The organism is Microbacterium sp. NRRL B-14842 (assembly GCF_050470785.1).
This window is the reverse complement of sequence record NZ_JBFLUM010000048.1, coordinates 20,506-40,813: the sequence shown is the minus strand read 5'-3', so window position 1 is coordinate 40,813 and position 20,308 is coordinate 20,506. Positions and strand designations below refer to the sequence as shown.

22 protein-coding genes are annotated in these 20,308 nt (G+C 67.9%); 14 read left to right on the top strand and 8 right to left on the bottom strand.

Annotated features, from left to right (window positions below; all coding sequences use genetic code 11):
- Positions 1 to 81: 81 nt before the first annotated feature.
- The 8 genes from AB1285_RS21790 to AB1285_RS21755 form a co-directional block, all read right to left on the bottom strand.
- Positions 82 to 675: a hypothetical protein gene (locus AB1285_RS21790; RefSeq protein ID WP_193599394.1), complete on the bottom strand. Its 594-nt coding sequence runs from the start codon at positions 673 to 675 to the stop codon at positions 82 to 84.
- 125 nt (positions 676 to 800) lie between these two features.
- Positions 801 to 2,048, bottom strand: a complete 1,248-nt coding sequence (locus AB1285_RS21785; protein ID WP_251448531.1) for a M23 family metallopeptidase — start codon at positions 2,046 to 2,048, stop codon at positions 801 to 803.
- 5 nt (positions 2,049 to 2,053) lie between these two features.
- Positions 2,054 to 4,090, bottom strand: a complete 2,037-nt coding sequence (locus AB1285_RS21780; RefSeq protein WP_251448528.1) for a hypothetical protein — start codon at positions 4,088 to 4,090, stop codon at positions 2,054 to 2,056.
- Entirely contained in the window at positions 4,087 to 6,615 is a 2,529-nt protein-coding gene (locus AB1285_RS21775; protein WP_251448523.1) for an ATP-binding protein, read from the bottom strand. Before AB1285_RS21775 ends, AB1285_RS21780 begins: the two co-directional genes overlap by 4 nt.
- Before the next feature lie 115 nt (positions 6,616 to 6,730).
- Positions 6,731 to 7,306, bottom strand: coding sequence for a hypothetical protein (locus AB1285_RS21770; protein ID WP_062635269.1), 576 nt, complete (start codon positions 7,304 to 7,306; stop codon positions 6,731 to 6,733).
- Positions 7,307 to 7,315: 9 nt separating this feature from the next.
- Entirely contained in the window at positions 7,316 to 7,639 is a 324-nt protein-coding gene (locus AB1285_RS21765) for a hypothetical protein (RefSeq protein WP_062635271.1), read from the bottom strand.
- A 16-nt stretch (positions 7,640 to 7,655) separates the two neighbouring features.
- Positions 7,656 to 8,645 (bottom strand): conjugal transfer protein, encoded by a 990-nt coding sequence (locus AB1285_RS21760; protein WP_062635273.1) that lies wholly within the window; start codon positions 8,643 to 8,645, stop codon positions 7,656 to 7,658.
- Entirely contained in the window at positions 8,645 to 8,881 is a 237-nt protein-coding gene (locus tag AB1285_RS21755) for a hypothetical protein (protein ID WP_005052720.1), read from the bottom strand. Before AB1285_RS21755 ends, AB1285_RS21760 begins: the two co-directional genes overlap by 1 nt.
- Before the next feature lie 312 nt (positions 8,882 to 9,193).
- On the opposite strand from AB1285_RS21755, the gene AB1285_RS21750 reads away from it, so the two are divergent.
- The 14 genes from AB1285_RS21750 (at position 9,194) to AB1285_RS21685 (ending at position 20,299) form a co-directional block, all read left to right on the top strand.
- A complete protein-coding gene (locus tag AB1285_RS21750) occupies positions 9,194 to 9,958 on the top strand; it encodes a hypothetical protein (RefSeq protein ID WP_251448520.1) in 765 nt (254 codons plus the stop codon).
- A gap of 855 nt (positions 9,959 to 10,813) precedes the next feature.
- Positions 10,814 to 11,488 carry a ParA family protein gene (locus tag AB1285_RS21745; protein WP_062635277.1) on the top strand — a complete coding sequence of 225 codons (675 nt, stop codon included), beginning with the start codon at positions 10,814 to 10,816 and terminating at the stop codon, positions 11,486 to 11,488.
- A 1-nt stretch (position 11,489) separates the two neighbouring features.
- The gene (locus AB1285_RS21740) at positions 11,490 to 12,089 is read left to right on the top strand and encodes a hypothetical protein (RefSeq protein WP_062635279.1); all 600 of its coding nucleotides are present in this window, start codon (positions 11,490 to 11,492) and stop codon (positions 12,087 to 12,089) included.
- A 119-nt stretch (positions 12,090 to 12,208) separates the two neighbouring features.
- Entirely contained in the window at positions 12,209 to 12,901 is a 693-nt protein-coding gene (locus tag AB1285_RS21735) for an SAF domain-containing protein (RefSeq protein WP_062635282.1), read from the top strand.
- 6 nt (positions 12,902 to 12,907) lie between these two features.
- Positions 12,908 to 13,735, top strand: coding sequence for a hypothetical protein (locus tag AB1285_RS21730; RefSeq protein WP_062635289.1), 828 nt, complete (start codon positions 12,908 to 12,910; stop codon positions 13,733 to 13,735).
- A complete protein-coding gene (locus AB1285_RS21725; protein WP_062635291.1) occupies positions 13,732 to 15,339 on the top strand; it encodes a CpaF family protein in 1,608 nt (535 codons plus the stop codon). Before AB1285_RS21730 ends, AB1285_RS21725 begins: the two co-directional genes overlap by 4 nt.
- 1 nt (position 15,340) lies before the next feature.
- Positions 15,341 to 16,207: a type II secretion system F family protein gene (locus AB1285_RS21720; RefSeq protein ID WP_062635294.1), complete on the top strand. Its 867-nt coding sequence runs from the start codon at positions 15,341 to 15,343 to the stop codon at positions 16,205 to 16,207.
- The gene (locus tag AB1285_RS21715; RefSeq protein WP_062635296.1) at positions 16,204 to 17,085 is read left to right on the top strand and encodes a type II secretion system F family protein; all 882 of its coding nucleotides are present in this window, start codon (positions 16,204 to 16,206) and stop codon (positions 17,083 to 17,085) included. Before AB1285_RS21720 ends, AB1285_RS21715 begins: the two co-directional genes overlap by 4 nt.
- 98 nt (positions 17,086 to 17,183) lie before the next feature.
- The gene (locus AB1285_RS21710) at positions 17,184 to 17,378 is read left to right on the top strand and encodes a hypothetical protein (protein WP_005052697.1); all 195 of its coding nucleotides are present in this window, start codon (positions 17,184 to 17,186) and stop codon (positions 17,376 to 17,378) included.
- 15 nt (positions 17,379 to 17,393) lie between these two features.
- On the top strand, positions 17,394 to 17,807 hold the full coding sequence (locus tag AB1285_RS21705) for a TadE/TadG family type IV pilus assembly protein (protein ID WP_062635298.1): 414 nt from the start codon (positions 17,394 to 17,396) through the stop codon (positions 17,805 to 17,807).
- Positions 17,808 to 17,809: 2 nt separating this feature from the next.
- Positions 17,810 to 18,259 carry a hypothetical protein gene (locus AB1285_RS21700; protein ID WP_062635300.1) on the top strand — a complete coding sequence of 150 codons (450 nt, stop codon included), beginning with the start codon at positions 17,810 to 17,812 and terminating at the stop codon, positions 18,257 to 18,259.
- On the top strand, positions 18,256 to 18,666 hold the full coding sequence (locus AB1285_RS21695; RefSeq protein WP_062635302.1) for a pilus assembly protein TadG-related protein: 411 nt from the start codon (positions 18,256 to 18,258) through the stop codon (positions 18,664 to 18,666). The genes AB1285_RS21700 and AB1285_RS21695 overlap by 4 nt, the downstream gene beginning before the upstream one ends.
- Positions 18,667 to 18,677: 11 nt before the next feature.
- Entirely contained in the window at positions 18,678 to 19,292 is a 615-nt protein-coding gene (locus AB1285_RS21690) for a hypothetical protein (RefSeq protein WP_062635304.1), read from the top strand.
- Positions 19,286 to 20,299, top strand: coding sequence for a hypothetical protein (locus AB1285_RS21685; protein WP_062635306.1), 1,014 nt, complete (start codon positions 19,286 to 19,288; stop codon positions 20,297 to 20,299). Before AB1285_RS21690 ends, AB1285_RS21685 begins: the two co-directional genes overlap by 7 nt.
- Positions 20,300 to 20,308: the final 9 nt, after the last annotated feature.

The following is a 20,308-nucleotide window of genomic DNA, read 5'->3' as shown; positions in this document are numbered from 1 at the left end:
ATGGCGCAATATCGCGGCGCATATCGGCGGCATACTGCGGCGCATACTCCCTGCAACACCCCGGAGCTCGCCGGGGTGAGGTCAGTCGTCGGTGGCGTCGGGCGGGGTCTGCGCCTGCCGCCGGCGCTCCCATTCGCCGCGGAGCCACTCGCCTTGACGTTGCGCTGCGGCACGACTGATGCCCCGTGCCTTGGCCGGCGCCGGCGGGAACGGGACGCCTTCGTTGTAGAGCTGCTCGAGATGGCTCGCTTCGCGCTCGAAGGCGACCTCGACGAGACCGGCCAACGCTGGGGCGCCCTCCGGCTTATCCTTCGTCGCCCACCACGCAGCCTTGAGCCGCGCATGCAGGGCAACCGGCAGGTAGTAGGTCTGGTGGCGGTACCCGGAAGCCCCCTTGGGGTTGACCCCCTGGGCGCGGGTGGGCGCGGCTTGGAACGGGACGCCCTCGTTGTAGAGCTGCTCGAGACGGTCGGCCTCGTGGCCGATCGCGACCTCGACGAGACCGGCCAACGCCGGCGCGCCCTCCGGTTCGTCTCTCGTCGCCCACCACGCAGCCTTGAGCCGCGAGTGCAGGGCAACCGGGAGGAAGTACGCGATTGAGCGGTAGCCGGTGGCCGAGACTGACCCTGCGGGTCGGTCGGCGTCGCCAGTGGCGCTGACATCTGTTGAGGGCACGAGTCACCGTCTGAATGGGGGAGGCTTCGGCCCCGTTTCGGGCCGGGGCTGATCCCCACACTACAGGCCGGTTTCCAGGTCGTCAGTAGGGCGCAAACCGTGATATCGCGCGGGTTTCCAGGGGGCTAGAGGCGCCGGCAGGTGCCGTCTGTGGGGCAGATCTCGATGCCGTAGAGGCGGAGGAACTCTTCGGGGTCCACGAAGCCGGCGTACTGGGCGGGAGCACCCAGAGCAGGTGCTTCCCGCAGCGCGGCGACGGCCGCGTTGGTCGTCCCGTTCTTGTTGATGCGCAAGTCCAGGTGGCATCCTCCGCTGGGCGGCACGTTCCCGACCGCACCGATCTGCTGGCCGGCAGTGACGGTGTCCCCGACGTCGACGAGGCGCTCGCTCTTGTACATGTGCAGGTAGGAGACCACGAACCCATCGGGGTGTTTGATTGACAGCCACAGCGAGCTGCTGAGGGTCACCGTGCCAGGCAGGATCGCGTAGACGGGGTCGCCGCACGGGTTCGGCCAGTGCTGCAGGTCGATCGCAACATGCCACGAGGAGGCGCCAGGGACCGAGATGTCGCGGGGACCGTAGCCGGACGTCATCTGGTAGCCCGGAGAGAGCGGGAATGCGGCCTGCCCGACGACGGTGCTGCTGTCGCAGCTGACCGACCCGCCGACCGCGGTGATGATCTGCTGAGCGGCGGGCTCCCACTTGTCGTAGGCGGTCGGGTACGCGGAGACCTGCACGGTCTGCGCAGCCTCTCCCAGCCCCATCTCCTCCCAGCCGGGGATGTCGAGCAGTCCTCGAGGAGATCCGCCGTTGGGGCCCTCCTCGCCGCCGAAGAACGCCTTGGCGGCGTAGACGGGGTCCATGAGATCCTCGACGGTGCCCCAGCCCGACACGCGCTGCTGGAAGTAGTTGACCGAGTCGTGGTCGCTGCCAACCGCGTCGTGGGGGTAGTCGAGAGATTCGGGCACCGAGGAGTTGGCATACATTTTCAGGCCGGACTCCTGCAGCGCGGTCATGATCGCGATCTGCTGTCCTCGCGCGGACACACCCAGGGATCGAGCGACCGCGAGGATGGTGGCCGCGTGGCTGAGCTCGGTCGCACCGAGGGTGCGGGTCGATCCTCCGGTGGTCTGGACCTCGAGCTTGTCGGTTGTCAGCGAACCCGCTGTGCACTGCGACGACCCGCCGCCGGAGGCGCCGGCGATCGCCATCATCAGGAACATCGTGTAGCCGGCGAAGATCACCACCGGCACCAGCACGAGCGCGATCACCCAGAGGATGACCTTGCGCGAGCCGCCTCCGTCCCCGTCGTCTCCACCGCTGGCGGCGCCTGCGACGTCAGCGGTGCGCTCGAGCACTCCCGATGCGGACATGCGGACTACTTCTGCGCGATCGCGAGCCGGGCACGCATCTCACCGCTGCGCGGGGATCGAGGGGCGCGCGGTGGCAGCGACGTGATGTCGACGACCCCGGAGGAGGAGGGGCGCCGTTCGATGTGCCCCATGCCCGAAGAGTCCACGACGATGCGGCGCGGGCCGTCCGGGGTGCGCGTCGACGTCGGCGCCGGGTCGACGACCATCGGAACCACCTTCGGGTCACCGGCAGCTCGTGGCGTGCTGCTACCGGCGGACGCGGCCGCGGAGACCGCCTTGGATGCCCCCTTGGTCGCCACCCGGCCACCGACCTCGAGCGCCGCGGCGCCGGCGGCGCCGGCAAGACCGCCAGCTGCGGCGCCCTTACCGATTCGCGCGGCCGTGAACACCAGATCCGCCGTCTTCGATGCCTTGGCGGCGGCACCCGCCGCTGATCCGCCCCCAGGGCCCTTCTGCGGCGACGGGAGCGCCGGACGGCCCGACGAGCCGCCGGATGGCGAAGAGGGCGGCATAGGCGTCGCGGGCGGGCGTGTGGCGGTCATTGTGCCGATGTCCTGCGCGGCCGCAGCGCCGAAGTTGATGGAGCGCGCGTCGACCGTGTTGTCAGGGCGGCGCAGAGCCGCGGCCGCGATCGTCGACACGGCGCCCATCGCCGCGACGGTCTTGACCCCGTCGCGCTGCGTCGGGCCACCCTTGCCGATGCCGTACCGCGAGAGCTGCTCGGCGATCGACTGGCCTGTCTTCTTCGCGATCCGGCGCGCCCGGATGATCAGGAACAGCAGCACGATCATCACCAGCGTTGCGAAGGTCATCTGCGCGACGAGCGGGATCCCCAGGCTGCTGAGCCCGGTGATTGCTGCGACGGTCAGCTTGAGAACGGCAGCCATGACGACCGCCATGAAGACGATCGCGACCAGGCCCATGAAGGTGTCGGCGAGGGACTTCCAAAGCGGGTATCGGTTGACCGGGAGGATCCCGATGTAGACGTTCCACATGGTCTTGATCGCGGAGATCAGGAAGCCGAGCACCGTGACCAGGAACAGCACGGCGAATGCCATCGGGAGGATGAACAGGGTCAACGCGCCGGGGGTCATCGTGACAGCCGTGAGCACCTGGCCGAAGTTGGGGTTCTGGTTGAACGTCTTCGCTTCCTCGTCGCAGCCGCCGACCGCGTCGCGGACCTCGTTGCCGCCGGTCTGGATAGGCGCCGAGCTGGTCATCGTGTCGGTGAAGGTCGTGGCGCACTGCCCCTCGAGGGCGTGGCCGAACGCGATCGTCTGCGCAGGGATCTTCACGAAGATGTCGACCAGCTGCGATGTGACCGCAGCGGACAGCAGGTTCTCGGAGTCGAGCTCCGTGCTGTTGATGTCGTCGGTGACGACGACGGCGGCGATCTGACCGCCGTACTCCTGGGCGGTGTCGAAGGCGCCGCCGGCGGCGGTGAGCGAGGCGATCGGGTTGGCGAGCAGCCCGGTTGCCAGCACTGCGCAGCACGCCGAGATGAACAGCTCCGCCCACCCGGTGGAGTGCCGGCCGAGCATGATCGCCAGGCCTGCGACTCCGCCGGCGATCGTCAGCGCGAACGGGATCCACGCGATCTCGCCGAGGAAGTCCTGCAGGAGGTCGGCCAGCGCACCGAACGGTGCCGCGACGATGTCGACCCACTCGAAGGAGAGCAGCCAGTCGCAGAACCAGATCATCCACGACACCAGACCCAGATGCCCGGTCCAGATCGGGTCGATCCACATGGAGATGAAGAACTTCCCCATCGTGAACACGTCGCCGCGGTCAAGCGGGAGCACCGTGTAGTTGGTCAGGGGGACGCCGTCGCTGTCGGTGATGTCGCCGCCGAGCATGAACGGGGACGAGCCGCCACCGTCAGCGGCGAAGGCCCAGTACGTGTTGCCGAACAGGACCAGGAACAGGTCGATCAGGATCACGGCGAAGACCTTGCTACACCGGGGGTGATCATGCACCCAGAACCGGATCCGCCAGAACGCGCCGCCCAGGGTCTCGAAGGTGTGCCGGTAGAACCCGATCATGGCGTCACCAGAGACGGAGTCGACAGCACCGCTTCGCGTCGGTCGGGGCGCTCGGGGAGCGTCTTGCGGAACTTTCCGATCCGGCCGCGCTGGTCACGGACCAGGCCCTCACCGCGCCGCTCAGGGGCGACCTTGCCGTCCGGGCCGAGCGGCGACAGATCCTCGGTGACCACCTGGACCATCGCCGGGTCTGCAGGCTCGCCGGTCAACCACTCGATCGCGCGGCGCGCCAGATCCTTGTCGGTCTGACGCATCACGTAGCGGGTCTTGAGCAGGCCGCGCGTCTGGGTCTCACCGAAGTCGGCGGGATCGTGGGAGCCAAGGGCGAAGAACGCGCGGTGCTTGCGGCCATCGCGGATGCCGATGCGCAGGTCGCGCTCACCCTCGGGTGACTGGGTGATGTGGTGGCATTCGTCGAAGTAGGCGCCGGCGAGCTCGCCGGGGTTCATGAAGCAGACCTCGCGGGAGATCCCCATGAGCATCGCGTACATCGCGCGGCCGTAGATCTTTTCCAGGGGCATCTCCTCGAACAGGTGCGCGTGCTCGAGCTCGGTCTTGTCCGGCAGCGACAGCCCATGGGTGAGGAAGACCAGGGCACGCGATTTCAGGTCGACAGCGGTCAGCCCGTCGTTGAAGAGGACCTCGCCGATGTCCTTCGACGCGACCAGGTTGATCAGGCCCGACAGCTCATCGCTCTCCGCGGAGGAGATCGTCTTGAGATGTGCCCGCAGGCGACCGAGGCTGGTGATGTCGTGCGCGGCGACGTACTCCGGCTCGAGGAGGCGGGACAGGGCAACGCCTCGGGAGTCGCGAGCCCGGATGCCGAGCATCACCGCGAAGAGCGACTGCACCATGCGTGCGCCGACGAGAGGGCCGAACACCCGCAGCGGGTCCAGCGAGTACTCCGGGGTCATCAGGTCGACGATCGTCGTGGTGTCCGGCCGGAGGCTCTGCGCGAAGACCGCGTACTCCTTGGCCTCTGTGCGGTCGATCGCGACGACGCGGCCGTTGCGGTCGACCGTGTCGCCCATGTCTCCCTTGAGCAGCACACTCTTGCCGGCGCCGAGCTCGGCGACCACGCCGAAGCTGGCGCTGGTGTCGGCCTGGATACTGCCGTCCGCGTCGCGGAGGATCGGGGTGTGGCGTGCGGTGCTGATGTTCTCGCCGAAGCGGGCGCCCTTCTCGTCTCCGAGCTCGTTGCTGGAAAGCGGCACTCCGGTCGCGAACTCCCGGCCGGTCGTGATCTGGGTGAGCTCACGGACGATGCGCCCGGTGGGCGTGCCGGGGATCATCGCCCACCAAAGCTCCTCCTGACCGCCCAGGGGCGCCTCGAGGAGGAAGTCGGCGCGCTTGTACTCGTCTGCCACGAATCGGCCCTTGGCCTTCGCGAGATCGGCGGTATCTGCCCCCACAGCGAACAGCACCGTCGCCTGAACCTCGACCTCCTTGTCGGAGCGGTTGAGGGAGGCGTGGTACGCGGCCAGCGTCTCTGCGATCTCGCCGAGGTCGGATCCGCCGCCGGTGATCGTCGCGGTGCCCTCCTGATGCTTGTACTGCTCCTCGATGGCGGTTTCGGCCTTCTTGTTGCGACGCTTGACCTCGTCGGCGCCGGTGACGGTGAAACGGATCCCCCAGTCGACGTCGAGGGGGAACTGGTCGACGTGTGAGATCCACTCGACGCCGGGCGAGACCCAGCCGGCCTTGGGCGCGGCGACCATGGCCTGCACCACCTGGTAGGACGACGTCTCGTCCGCGTAGGGGCTGTGCACCTTGAGGTAGCGGCGCTTGAACGGGAGGAACTGCTGCCCGGACTTGGGGGCGATGTCACTCTGCCCGCCCTCGTCGAGCCAAGGGTTTGGCATCGCGGAGGGCATCTGGAAGTGCGCGAGCTCGTCGGCGCCGAATCCGTCCTCCGTACCCTCGGCAGGCGGGACAGGGGCGGCGAGGTCTGCGGAGAGGCCGCGCTGCTGCGAGTGAAGGGCGATCCAGATCTGCTCGGCGGGCGTTGCGCGGGTCGGCTGGAACGCGGCGGGGATGCGGACCTCGATCTCCTTGGCCATCCGCGCAGCAGCGGCGATCTCGGAGTCGGTAGGCAGCTGACGGGGAAGAGCCAGCGTGTCACGCAGCTTGGTGTCGGCGGCGCGCAGTGCCGACATCGCGCGCGCCTTCATCGAACCGGCCGCGAGCGGGACCGAGAACCAGAACGCGCGCGTTCCGAGCGGGATCTGCTCGAGCGCGTCCAGGGTCAGCTCGACCTCGCGCGCCCAGTCGGGGCACTCGTCGATGCGAACCCCATCCAGCATCCGCTCCACGATCGACACCGGGTCCAGGTCAGCGCACAGCCCCAGCAGCAGCCCCTCGCCCCGGTGGGCCTGGAAAAGCGCCTGGTGGTGCGCCTTGACGAGCTGCTTTGCGGCCGCGGTGGCGTAGGCATACGGGAGCGGCTGCAGCCGCCACGTCGCCCAGACCACGCCCGAGCGGGTCCACATCAGGTTGCTCGTCATCGCTGTTGCCGGAATCTGCATCGTCGTCTCGTTTCTCAGTCGGTCGGCGTGGCCAGCAGCAGATCGCGACCGCCGCTGAGGGGGACCGTGATCGGCGTGCCGCCGAGGATGGGGAGGAGGGATGAGTAGCTCATGGTCAGTTGCCTCCTCGGGCTTGCTGCAGCAGGCGCTCGACGCCGCTGACCGCGTGTGCGGGTGCGTGCGCCGGCAGCGGCGTCGAGCGCGGCTGCAGGACCGGCTGCGCCACGACGGGCGCTTCCGGTGCGGGTGCGGTGTTCTCGCTATCCGGGCGGGCGAGCGTGGCTCCGACCGGCTCGGCGATCGTTGTTCCGCCGCCTGCGAAGTGGGGCGGGCGAACCCGCATGGTCACTCCGCGGTAGCGGCCGGCTGCGGGGCGGGTCATCGCGGACATGCCGCTAGTGATGATGCTCAGCAGGTTCCGGCGTGTGGCCGGGATCCTTCCGGCTCCCCACGCTGCTCCCCAGGACACGAAGGCAGCGACGGGAATGTCGACGATCGGAGAGCCAGTCCCCCACACGCTCTGCGTCATCAGCGCGACGACCAGGACGATCGCCAGGACGACGCCCTGCGTCAGCGTGTAGGGGCCCCCAGGGATCTTCGTGCCGTCGTGGAGACGGCCGATGAACTTTGGGAACCGGCGGCTGCGCGTGTAGAAGCGCGCAACCTCTCTCTCTTCGTCGCGATCGGCCACGTTCGCCCCTTACGCGACCAGCCGGTAGACCGTGTCGCCGGCCGCGGTGGTGGTCTCGTTGAGCACCAGGACGTCCGCCGGAGCTGCGATCTGGTGGATCGTCACTCCGATGGCGTCGACGGTCTCGGTCTGGATGAGGCCCATGACCCACTCGCCACCGCCGGCGGCGAGGAACATGGCCAGGCCGCACGCGATGCCGGTGATGATGGTCGTCGCCATGGCGAACCGCACCTTGGCGGCGACGACGAAGAAGATCACTGCTGCTGCGAGAAACACGACCGCCCGGAAAGCAGTCGTCGCATCAGCGGTGATCCCGTTGATCCAATCGAACATGGTTGGTGTTCCTTCCTTAGTTGCCGTTACCGGACGGTGTCGGCGTGGGGGTTGTCGATCCCTTGTCGGAGACCGCTTGCGGTGCAAGATCAATGGCGCTGACCTCCCAGCGGGAGGCACGCGCGGTGAGGGTGAGCGTGTACGTCGAGGTCACTTGCTGGTCCAGCGGGCTCAGCAGTGAGACGGTCGCGAGCACCTTGAGGGTGTCGCCATCGCTCGGGGACTCCGTGGGCGTCAGGTCCGACCGCAGCTCCTCGACGTTGACCATCACGTAGGGGGCGGGCGAGATCGCCACGAAGGATGTGTCCGGGGCGCTGTATCGGGACAGGTCGCCCGAGCCGGCAAGGTACGCGCCGAGGAACGCCGACACCGTCTCCGCAGACGGGTCAGAGGATCCGATGGTCTGCTTGTAGACCAGCGACGTTGTCTCGCCCTGGACGGGAGCGGAGATCTGGGCCGGGAGACCGACTGCCCGCACCGTGTCTCCGTTGACCGCGATCGCCACCTGGAAGTAGCGGCGCGGCCAGCTCGTCGTGCTGGTGTCGTCGGAGTCCGTCACCGACAGCTCCTTGATGTTCGCCGCGACGACGACGTTGACGAAGTCCGAGCCGTCGACGGGTGTGATGGAGACCACGGACAGGTCGCGGTACTCCCAGGCCGTGACCGACAGCTGCCGCAGCGCCGCCAGGTCGACGTAGGTAGCCAGGTCACCCGGCGCGTCCTTCGTCGCGCTCAGCCACGAGGAGACGAATCCCTCCGCGTAACCGCCGGCAGCCTGCTGCTGCGTGCTCAGCCCCGCTGCCTGCGCCTCGGGCGCTGCGGCGACGACGGGCGCCGGACGTGCGGCCGCGGCGAAGAGCGCGATGGGCCCACACGCGATCGCGGCGAACAGGAGTGCGGACAGCACCTTGCCGCCCAGCTGCCGACCATGGGTCCAGCTGCTCCCCTGTGCCGGGACGGTCTTCGTCTCCTTGGCTGGCTTCGACGTCTTCTCGCGGCGCGCCATTATGCAGCTCCTCCCACTCGCAGCTGCGCCACCCGCAGAGCTGCCGGCACCGCTGCCGAGAGCTCCTCAACCGCCTTCACCACGCGGCCATGCGTGGAGGGGTCGAAGGGTGCGTCGAGGGTGCTCGCCACCGCTTCCTCGAACCCCTGGCGCGCACGGATCGCGCGTGCAGCGTCGGGCTTGAATCCTTCCCACATGGCGTCGTCGGCGCTGTCTGCGGTGCTGCTCTCGCTCACGTTTCTGTCCCTTCCGCGGAGTCCTGATGCCTCCCGACCAACGGGGGCATATCTGTATAGGCCGGGTTTTCGGCCCTTCGCGGACATCGCGGATCGAAGAAATCTTGCGTGGATATTGCGCCCATGCAGCGAGACATGGAAACCACCCCTGAACGGGCATTTACAGCATCGGATCGCGACTCAGACCCACCGAAGCCAGCATCCGCCGGTCGGGCACTCTCCTGCCCGCCCGGAACTTTCCAGGATCTGAACCAGGGGTGCTGAGGAACGTGGCCCTTCGTCAACCGACGTCACGACGAAGGGCCATTTCTCATGACTGCTTGGGCGAAGACATCACCTCTTGCCGACCAGCTGTTCGACGAGTGGAACAGCTTCCACTCCCACACCACTCACCACTTCGGAACGCTCGGCGAGCTGACCGGCGATGAGGCCGTGAACCTCATCCGGCAGCCGCAAGCTCCCGAACAGCGCGACGCGCTCTTGCTCGAGCTGCTCACCCTCGAGCACGCCGGCGATACCTTCGCCGGCCGCGTCCTGCTCAAGTCGTTCATGCCGCTCGCGCTGCGGCTGCCGAGCAGCTGCAGCAGCATGCGCAGCCTGTGGCAGCACTCCCCCGCCGACGCCCGCACTGCGACGATCGGCGTGCTCTGGGAGGTCATTCACACCTACCCGCTCGAGCGCGTCCACTCCGTCTCCGGAAACATCCGTCTCGAGACGATCAAGAACCTCGGAGTCTGGTTCGGCAGCGAGCACAGCGTCGACGCGATGCCGATCGAGGACGAGCTGCTCGAGAAGATCGCAGGCCCCGACGAGAGCGACGACGTCTTCCGGGATCTGGTGACGATCCTCACCTGGGCGATCGACTCCGGCACCCTCCGCCGCGACGAGGTCCAGCTGCTTGCACGCATCGAGCTCGCAGAGGGTGACCCCGGTGTGGCGCGTGAGGAAGCAGCGGCCGAGCTCGGCGTCAGCCGGGAGACGCTCAACCGCCGAGTGTGCCGAATCCGCACCAAGCTCATGCAGGCCGTCAGTGGCGACATGGAGGCCAAGGTCTCCTACGCCCCGCGCCGCAGCTGAGCCAACCCGCCATCCAGGGGCAAGCGCAGTCGACGAGTCGAGCGCGCCCCACAGGCCGGAGCACACTAACCGCTCCGCCCCCCCAGACAGACAGGGCCTCTGGATGGCCCCCAGGGGCCCTGTCTTCCCCTCCGCCTCACTCGGAGCCCTCCTCATGGCCGAAATCGCCTCAGCAGGCCGCACAGGCCCGCTTACGCCCGCATCCATCGTTTGGATGCCCCGCCACGACTCCCCTACCAGCCCTCGCGACACGCGCACTCCACCATCGCCAGCGCGGCGCCACACACGCGCTACCCCGCCGCGATGCTCTGCGCTGTACCCACGCAGCAACGTCGCGATAGCCTCCCGCCACTCCCCCGCCAGATCACCGCATCACTCGCGCGATACGCTGAGCAACCCCCGCGCCACACCCGCGCTAGTCATCCGCAATAACACTCGCAATACTCGCGCTAGCTCATCGCCCTACCCGCGCATGATGTTGCGCTCTAACATGCGCACTACTAGCGCGAGTCGGTCGCCTGTACTGCTCTTTGATTGCGCATTGCTTGTGCCTGTACGTCGCGACTTTGGCGCGTTACATGTCGCAGATAGAGCGCAAGTACACGCGCACTGCATGCGCCGTCATTGCTCCAATACAGCGCGTCTAGTGCACGGCGCTAGCGCGGTTGCATCGCAACCTCTAGCGCATGCGCCGCGCACGACACGCGCGATTGTTGTTGCATATAGGCGTGAATGTGACGCTATACTGACGCCCATGAACCCGCCACAGTTGCCCCATACCCGCGCCACACATCCGCACATCGCGCGCTCGACTGGCGCGACCGCTGTCAACACCCTCGTCCGTGGAGGCCGATCGTGAGAATCATCGGCGTCTGCAACCAGAAGGGCGGGGTGGGCAAGACCACCACCGTCATGAACCTCGCGGCCGCGCTGTCCCGCGCCAACAATGTGCTCGTGGTCGACGTCGACCCGCAGCAGTCCGCAGCACGCTGGGCCGAGCGAGCGGGGGATGACCTTCCGTTCGACTTCGCAGCCGACGTCGATCCCAACAACATCATGGGATTGCGTGACCTCGACGGCTACGACATCGTCCTCGTCGACACGCCTGGCAGCCATGAGAACACCGGCGTCCTCACCGCAGTCCTGCAGGTCGCCGACTTCATCGTCCTGCCGCTGGAAGCCGCCACCATGGCGATCGAATCGGTCGCGGACACCTTGGTCGAGCACATCATCCCGACCGGGGTGCCCTACCGACTCCTGCTGAACAAGATCGACACCCGCCGCGGCGGTCGGCGACTCGAGGACTGGGAAGAGCAGCTCGACACCGTCGAGTTCATCGAGGGGCAGATCGGACTCCCGCGTTTCCAGCGTCACATTCGTCTGTCCGCGAGCGTCGAGGACGCTCCCTTCGACGGCAAGGTCGTCACGCAGTACACCGATTCCCGCAAGAACCAAGCAGCGATCTCCGACTACACCAGTGTCGCGTTGGAGCTCACGTCGCTGTGGGCCAACCAGATGAAGGAGGCCTGACATGGCTCGTCAGGATCTCGGAAAACTCACCCGCCGCACCGCGCCGACGCCGGCTCCCGCAGAACCCGTGGAGCCCCCCGTCGACCAGGCTCCGCCCCCGGAGCCCGCCCCTGCAGCGGCGGTCGAACCCGCGGCCGCTCCTGCGAAGAAGCAGGCGCCGCGCAAGCAGCCGACTCGCACGACCCGCACGGAGGACGAAGACGGGGGAGAGAGGGAGGAGCGGGAGACCGCGACCAAGGGCGTCCCCGTCCACCTTCCGGTCCCACTGAACGACCGCCTGCAGGCGTACATGGCCAAGACGCGCAAGAGCCACCAGACGGTCCTCCTGGACGCCGTCTCGGCTACCTATAAGCGTCTTCCTGAACTGATCCGCCAAGCCACCGCCGGCGGAGAAGAGACTGACGAGGACTGGACGGATCTGTTCAACAGGCAGAAGCGTCCCGCCCCCGTCTCCGACGCGGGGCCCCGCGTCAAGCACACCGTGCGCGTTGCCCCGTCGTACCGCGCGATCCTCGATCGCGTCACCGCTGAACTCGATGCTCCCTCCCGGAACTTCGTCATCATCACCGCCTACGAGGCATTCCTTCCGCCTCTCGACTAGACGGTGCGGTGTCCAGCTACAGCAGAAGACCAGCTGTCGCTACAGCGGTATATGAGACACTCACCGAACTGCTTAGACACCTACCCCACATCCGCCCCACGATGAAGGATTGACCTCCAATGACCACCACCACTGACCGCAAGAGCAAGCGCACGAAAGAGACCACCGAGCCGGGCGAGCAGAAGCAAGGACTCACTCCTGCAGTCCTGCAGCCGACGAAGTCTCGCCGGCGCCCCGCGATCATCGCCCTCGGCATCGCGCTTGTCCTCCTCGGCGGAATCGGCGTGTGGTGGGTCACCACGAACCTCACCCGCACCGTCAGCGTCATGGCGACCAGCGTCGACGTCTCGCGCGGGGAGACGATCACCACGGACGACCTCACGACCATCCAGCTCGCCGGCGGGCAGCAGGTCGACGCGGTCTCCGCCGCGGATGCCGCCGACCTCGTCGGAACCACCGCGCTGGTCGACCTGCCCGCCGGCACCCTCATCACGTCGGCCAACACCGGCGACACCCTCGCGGTGCCGGCCGGCTCCTCGATCGTGGGCGTCACGCTCACCCAGGCACAGATGCCCGGCTACCAGCTCGCAGCAGGCGACAAGGTCCGTGTCGTCGAGACCCCCGTCACTCAGGGCGACCCGCCCGTCGAGACCCCCAAGAGCTTCAACGCCACGGTGTTCACCGCCACCTACGACACTGAGACCCAGGTGTGGGTTGTCGACCTGGTCGTGCCGAACCGTGAAGCACCCGACATCGCCGCTCGTGCCGCCACCGGCCGCGTCGCGCTGGTCATCGACTCGACGGGGGAGTGACCCCGCATGGCGATCATCTTCCTTGCCAGCGCGTCCGGCGCTCCCGGCGTGACCACCGCCGCCGGCGCCCTGGCCCTCAACTGGTCCAAGCCCGTGATCCTCGTCGAGGCCGACACCACCAAGACCAGCAGCATCATCCCCGGACTCATCCGCGGGCAGGTCTACCACAGCACCGGACTGACCGAAGCGGCCGTCGCCGACCAGTACGGCGCTCTGACCCCTGACAAGCTCTGGGAACAGACCGTCGAGCTCAGCCCCCGCTCAGTGCTCATCCCCGGCTTCAAGAGTCTGCAGGGCGCCGCCGGCGCGGGCCCCCACTTCTGGCGGGCACTGCTCGACGCGCTGCGCCCCTACGAGTCCGCCGGGTACGACATCCTCGTCGACGGCGGGCGCCTCCACGTCAACGACCCTCGACTCCCGCTGCTGCGCGAGGCGGACAGCATCACCCTGTTCACCGATCGCACGCTGCCCTCCGTGGCAGCCGTGCTCGCACACTGGCGCTCCCTCGACGAGAACCGCAACACCGTCCCCGAGTGGCTGCTGAACACGCTCAACGAGATCGGGCACGCCAGCTACGTCGATCTCCTCGTCACCGAACGCCCCACCACGCAGGAGACCTGGCCTCTCAAGACCGTCACCAAGCAGATCGGCATGAACCTGCTGGGCACCATCCCCTGGGATCCGAAGGGCGCCGCCATCTACTCGGTCGGCGCACCCACCCTCGGCGCCCAGCGCACCCCCTACGCGCGGGCCATCGGCGCGCTGCTGCTCAGCTACAGCGATGTCCTCAACACCCGCACTTACACGACCACCGACTGGGAGGGACAGCAGTGAGCGACCCCACGCCCGACCCCGCAGACCTGGGAAACATCCCGTTCTTCACCGCGCCGGCACCGGCCACCCCGCAGGCGCCGACGACCGCACCGGCCGACACGGGCCTGCGCAACCTGGGCCACGCCGCCGCGCACCTGACCCGCGCGGCACAGCGGAACGCCCCGGCCGAGGCAGTCCCCACGGCACCCGCAGCTCCGATCGTGCCGGCACCGCCCACCATCCCCGAGCGGCCGGCACCCGAGGTCACCCCGCCAACCACCCTCGACGCCCGCAGCGATCTGCCCTGGGCCGACATCGCCGCCATTCGCGACGAGGTCTCCCGTGAGCTCGCCGCAGTGTTCAGCGAGTCCATGGACATCACCGCCGAGCAGCGCGAACAGACAGCGCAGGACCACATCGTTGACCGGGTCCGAGCTCGCGTCGACGACCAGACCCGCCGCCCCGGCGAGGGGCGCTGGCCGGCCCCGATGCAGACCGCCATCCGGCAGGCCGTCTTCGACCAGCTGTTCCGCCTGGGTCGGCTGCAGCCGCTCGTCGACGAGCCCGACGTTGAGAACATCCACATCAACGGGTTCGACGACGTCTGGATCTCCTACGCGGACGGCCGCGTGGTCAAGTACCAGTACCCGATCGCCGAGAACGACCGTGAGCTCGAGCGAGAGATCAACCTGCTCGCCGCCCGCTCGGGGGAGGGCGGCCGATCGTTCACGAGCGCCCGGCCGCGACTGCACATGGACCTGCCCGGCGGGGCGCGTCTGGCAGCGATCGCCGAACCCGTCGCCACCCGACCGACGATCGTCATCCGTATCCACCGCCTCGTCGACGTCACCCTCGACCAGCTCGTGGAGCGCGGCACCATCACCCGCCAGGCGGCAGCCTTCCTCCGCGCGGCCGTCATCGCCGGGGTCTCCGTCGTCACCAGCGGCTTCCCCGGCGCAGGCAAGACCACACTGCTGCGCGCACTCGCCGACTGCATCCCGGCCGAAGAGAAGATCGTCACGATCGAGATGGAGCGTGAGCTCTACCTTCACAAGATCAACGACCGCCACCCGCGAGTGGTCTCACTCGAGGCGAAGCCGGGGGAGGGGGAGCGTGGCGCCGATGGTCGGCTGCCCGGTGAGATCACCCCCGAAGACCTGGTCTACGACACCCTCCGACTGGACACCCAGCGCTTCATCGTCGGCGAGGTCCGTGGCCCTGAGATCTACGCCATGATGCAGGCCATGCAGTCCGGTGTCGGGTCGCTGTCCACCCTGCACGCCGCCAGCGCAGACGACTCGATCGACCGCATGTCGGCGCTGATGCTGTCCCGCGGCAACAACACGACCCCCGTGTACGCCTACCGGATGATCGAGCAGAACATCAAGATCGTGGTGCAGATCTCGAAGATCATCGACCCCGCGACCGGCAAGCCCCGCCGCGTCGTCACCGAGATCGCCGAGATCCTGCCCGGCGAGGAGCAGAACAACTCCCGCCCCGTGGCCTCTCAGGTGTTCCGCTTCGACCGATCCAGCGGCAGCCTCATCACCGCTGACATGCCATCGCCGCGGCTCCTCGAGGAGCTCAAGTTCTACGGCTTCGACCCCGCGAACCTGGGAGTGTGAGATGACTACCGCAACCCTCGCCCTGTGCATCATCGTCGCGGTCGCCGGCGCGATCCTGGTCATCCTCGGCGCCGCCCACAAGCCCAGCACCAGCGGACTTCCCACGCGCAGCGCGCTTCGCGGGAAGGCGACACGCGACTTCACCCGCACGCAGCAGATCCAGCTCGTCGGCGGCGCCGCGGTCGGTCTGGTGTTCGCGCTGATCACCGGATGGTGGCTGCTCGTGATCGCCGTGCCCGTCGCCGCTGTCGGCCTGCCATGGCTGCTGCAGAAGGGCCCCGAGGAGAACACGATCGCCAAGCTCGACGCCCTCGAGTCCTGGACCCGCAGCCTCGCCGGCCTCACCGTCTCCGGCGCCGGCCTCGAACGCACCATCGCCGCATCGCTGAGCAGCTGCCCCGAAGCGATCCGCCCGCAGGTCACGCAGCTCGTCGCGCGCATCAACGCCCGGTGGACCACCACCGCGGCGCTGCAGGCGTTTGCCGACGACCTCAACGATGAGACCGCGGACGTGCTCGTGATGCACCTTCTCCGCAAGGCCGAGCTCCGCGGATCCGGCCTCGCCGCCTCGCTCGAGGATCTCGCCAAGAGCATCTTCGAGCGGGTCAAGATGCGCCGCCAGATCGAAGCCGACCGCGCCACCCCGCGCAACGAGGCACGGTTCGTCGTCTACTTCACCGTCGCGCTGCTCGTACTCCTGGTCCTCGCCCAGCAGTACTCCGCCCCCTACGGCACCCCGATCGGTCAACTCCTGTTCGCCGCATATCTCGTCAGCTACGCCCTCGTATTGCTGTGGATGCGACGCATCAGCCGCGGCGTGCCGGCACCCCGTCTGCTCGTTGCCACCGAGAAAGCTGGTGAGAAGTGAACCTCGCACTGATCGTCCTCCCTGGCCTCGTCCTGGGGCTCGGCTTCGCGCTGGTCATCGCCGCACTGGTGCCCACCCAGCCCAGCCTCTCCGCAGCGCTCGATCGGATCGGCACCACCACCGTCGCCGCCGACCCCGCCTACGCCGCCACCCTCGAGAACCGGGTGGGCTCAGCCGTCCTCCGTCGCGTCGGCGACAGCCCCTCTCTCAAGATCCCCACCCGCGATCTGCGCCTGATCGGCATGAGCGTTAACCGGTTCCTGTACCAGAAGGTGCTCTCCGCCGGCCTCGGCCTCATCGCCCCCATCGCGATCGGACTGATCTTCCAAGTCCTCGGCCTGACCGCGTTCTACATCCCCGCGCTGTTCGGCATCCCCCTCGCCATCGGCGGCTGGTACCTGCCCAACCTGCTCGTCCGCGACCAGGCCGAAGCCGCCCGCAAGGAGTTCTCCCGCTCGGTCGCCGTCTACATGGAGCTCGTCGGATCCGAACGCATCAGCGGCGCCCCTCCCGGCAAAGCCCTCGAGTCCGCCGCCCAGGTCGGACGCAACTGGGCATTCGTCCGAATCCGCCAAACCCTCACCGAAGCCCGCTACGCCGGCACCGCACCCTGGGACGCGCTCGAGCAGCTCTCCCTCGAGATCAACGTCCCCGACCTGGGTGAAATCGCCAAGGTGATCAGGCTCTCGGGGGAGCAAGGAGCGTCGGTATATGAGACACTCAGGGCACGGGGGCAGAACCTCCGGGACCGACTTCTGAATGATGAAGTGACGGAGGCGAACAAAGCGACCAACAAGATGACCATCCCGATGACCCTCACCGGCGTCCTCTTCATGCTTCTGCTCGGAACTCCCTTCGTGCTCAACGCATTCTTCTGAGACGTTGGAAGTCGATTGTCCGCGAAGGCCCCAAACCGAGGCCTATACCTAATAGACCAAGCACCACCCACCCAGAGAGAGAAAGGAACCAGGATCCTATGTCGACCCTGAGCCGAGAGTTCCTGTCCCGCATGCGCGGGCGGGCAGCTCGCTTCACCGAAGAGCCCGAACGTGGCTCCATCACCCTCGAGCAGGTCATCTGGACCGCCGGCATCGCGCTCGCCGCCGTGGCCGTCGTGGCGATCATCGTCACCGCGATCAACGCCTACGCCGGCCAGATCCCCACCGGCTGAAAGAGCCACCCGCAGATGGTCCGCACCTCCAACACCGGTCACCGGCAGCGCCTCAGAGAAGCGCTCGCCGGTGATCGGGGTGCGGCCACGCTGCAGAACACGATCATCGCCCCGGTGCTGCTGCTCGTCCTCGCGGTCTTCCTGCACCTGGGCATCATCCTCCACGCCAACAACCTCGCCCACGCCGCCGCCACCAGCGCCTACAACGCCGCCCGCGCCTACAACGCCAGCGGCACAGACGGCTCCACCGCCGGCCTCGCAGTCCTCAACCAGTCCGGCTCACCGATCAGCGGCGCATCCGTCGCGGTCGACCGCGGCGCCAACACCGTGACCGTAACCGTCACCGGCACCGCCCCCTCCTTCGTCCCCGGACTGACCACCAACATCGACGTCACCGTGACCGGCCCCACCGAAAGGTGGGTGAACTGACCATGCGCGCCATCCGAACCCTCATCGCCAAGCTCCGCGACGAACGCGGCTCCGCCGGCCTCGAGATCGCCATCCTCGCCCCGGCGCTCGCCGCGGTGCTCGTGCTGCTCGCAGCTTCCGGACGTCTCGCGCTGGCCGGCAACGCCGTCGAGTCCGCAGCGTCGGCCGCGGCCCGCGAAGCATCGCTCGCGCGCACCACGGCCCAGGCGCAGGAAGCAGCCGAAGACATGGCGCGGATCTCGATGGAACAGTCCGGCGTCAACTGCACCACACTCTCCGTCAACATCGACGCCTCCGGCCTGAGCGCCCCGATCGGCACCACCGGCCGAGTCAGCGCGACCGTCTCCTGCACCGTCGCACTCAGCGACGCCGCCATGATCGGCCTGCCCGGCACCCGCGTCCTCACAGGCACCGCCGCCTCTCCCGTCGACGCCTACAGGGAGCGGCGATGAACACCATGGTCCAGAGGCTCCGAGCCAAGTTCCGCGACGACAAGGGCGTCGCGACGATCTACTTCGTCATCATGACCGTCGCGTTCCTCGCGATCGTCGGACTCGTCGTCGACGGCGCCGGCAAGGTGCAAGCCAACCAGCAGGCCTACACCACCGCCGCCAGCGCCGCCCGCGCCGCAGCGAACGCCGTCAGCGGCCAAGCGATCAGCGACGGCACCACCGCGATCGACAGCAGCCGAGCCGTCAGCGCCGCCAACGGCTACCTCGCCGCCGCCGGCGTCGGCGGAAGCGTCGCCGTCAGCGGCGACCGCATCACCGTCACCGTAGACACCGACTACTCGGCCACCTTCCTCCCCGTGCCGTTCCCCGTCCAAGCCACAGCCACCGCAGAGCTGATCACCCAATAGGAGCCCCCACCATGAGCATCAAGCGCCTCGCCGTCGCCGGCATCATCGCCGCCGCACTGACGCTGACCGCATGCACGGGCACCGGCAACCCGACCCCCACCGGCAGCCCCACCAACACCCCGACCCCCACGCCGACTGTCGCGCCTATCACCGGCGAAGCACCCGCCGACGAGGATGAGGCGATCACCAAGGCACAGCAGACGATCACGCTCCTCCTCGATGTGTGGGAGCAGGTCGACGCCACAGGTGGAAACAGCCCCGAGCTCTTCGACATCGTCGCCACCGGCCGCATGCTGAGCCGGGTTCAGGAAGACGCTTCACGGACCGCCAACGGGCCGATCCTGAACGAGGACGGAGAGAGCATCGAAGGCCAGGCCACCGTTGAAGGTCGCATCGAGTTCGAGCCGACCACGGCCTACGGCCAGGAATACGAGGGCATCGCCAATGGCCTCGTCATCGTCCCCGGTTGCCAGGATGCCTCCGGGCGCATCACCACGACAGCTGATGGCAAGCCTGCAATGCAGAACCCGACCCCGCGCAACGAAGTTGAGTTCCACGTCATCTACGACGCCGAGACCAAGACCTGGCTCGTCAACGATCGAATCGACTTGGGGACCACATGCTGAGACGAGGAATCGCAGCGCTCGCCGCCGTTATCGCCCTCATCGCGGCCTCTCTCGTCGCCGCCCTGCCCGCGCAGGGCGCCAACGGCGTCTACTGCGATGCGGACAACAGGTGCTACCTCACGATCTCGATGCCTTCGGATCCGGCGCCGAACCCGGACAGCAACGGGTGGACCCCTGGCGCACCGACCTGCTACTACGAGAACTCGCAGTCTGGCCTTCTGCAGCTGGGCTGGACGGATGATCAGATCCGCGTTTTCGATGGCGGCACCTACCAGCGCTTCTACGCGATCATCGACTGCGGTGGCTCGACCTCGTACTGGTCGAACACCCGGCAGTGCTACGTCTTCATGAAGGACGGCGTATGGCCGGCCCGCCCGCCGGGCTACTCGCAGGAGGCCGGCTACTACGGCTGCATCATGTTCAACCCGTCGCCGGGTGGATCGCCTGGTCTGGGCACGGAGAGCAACTTCTGGAGCGAGACGGTCCCGCCTGGGCTGCGTGTGCTCACTCCGGGTGCCGCGGCTCAGCAGCTCATCTCCACGTTCGCCCTGCGCGGCATCGACATCGGCATGGCTCCCGAGGTCAACCCCGAATGGGGTCACCGTCGCGGCTACGTCGGGGTTCCGATCTGGCTCTGGGTCAACAACCCCGAACCGCTGACCTGGGGCCCCTACACGGAGACCGCGACGCTGGGTGGGCAGACGATCACGGCGACAGCTCAGGCCACGTCCGTTCGCTGGCAAATGGGCGACGGTGCGTCGACGACCTGCGGCAACACTGGCACTCCGTACAACGTCGGCTACGGCATGACGACGTCGCCGACCTGCGGTTACCAGTACACGTCGACATCGAGCCGGAACCCCGGCGATCGCTTCACGGTCACGGCCACGACGAACTGGACCGTGACGTGGACCTCTCTCGCCGGCCCTGGCGGCACCGTCAACCTGACCACCAACAGCGCAGTCGACCTCGAGGTCAACGAGCTGCAGACCGTCATCGTCCCCTGACCCCCAAGG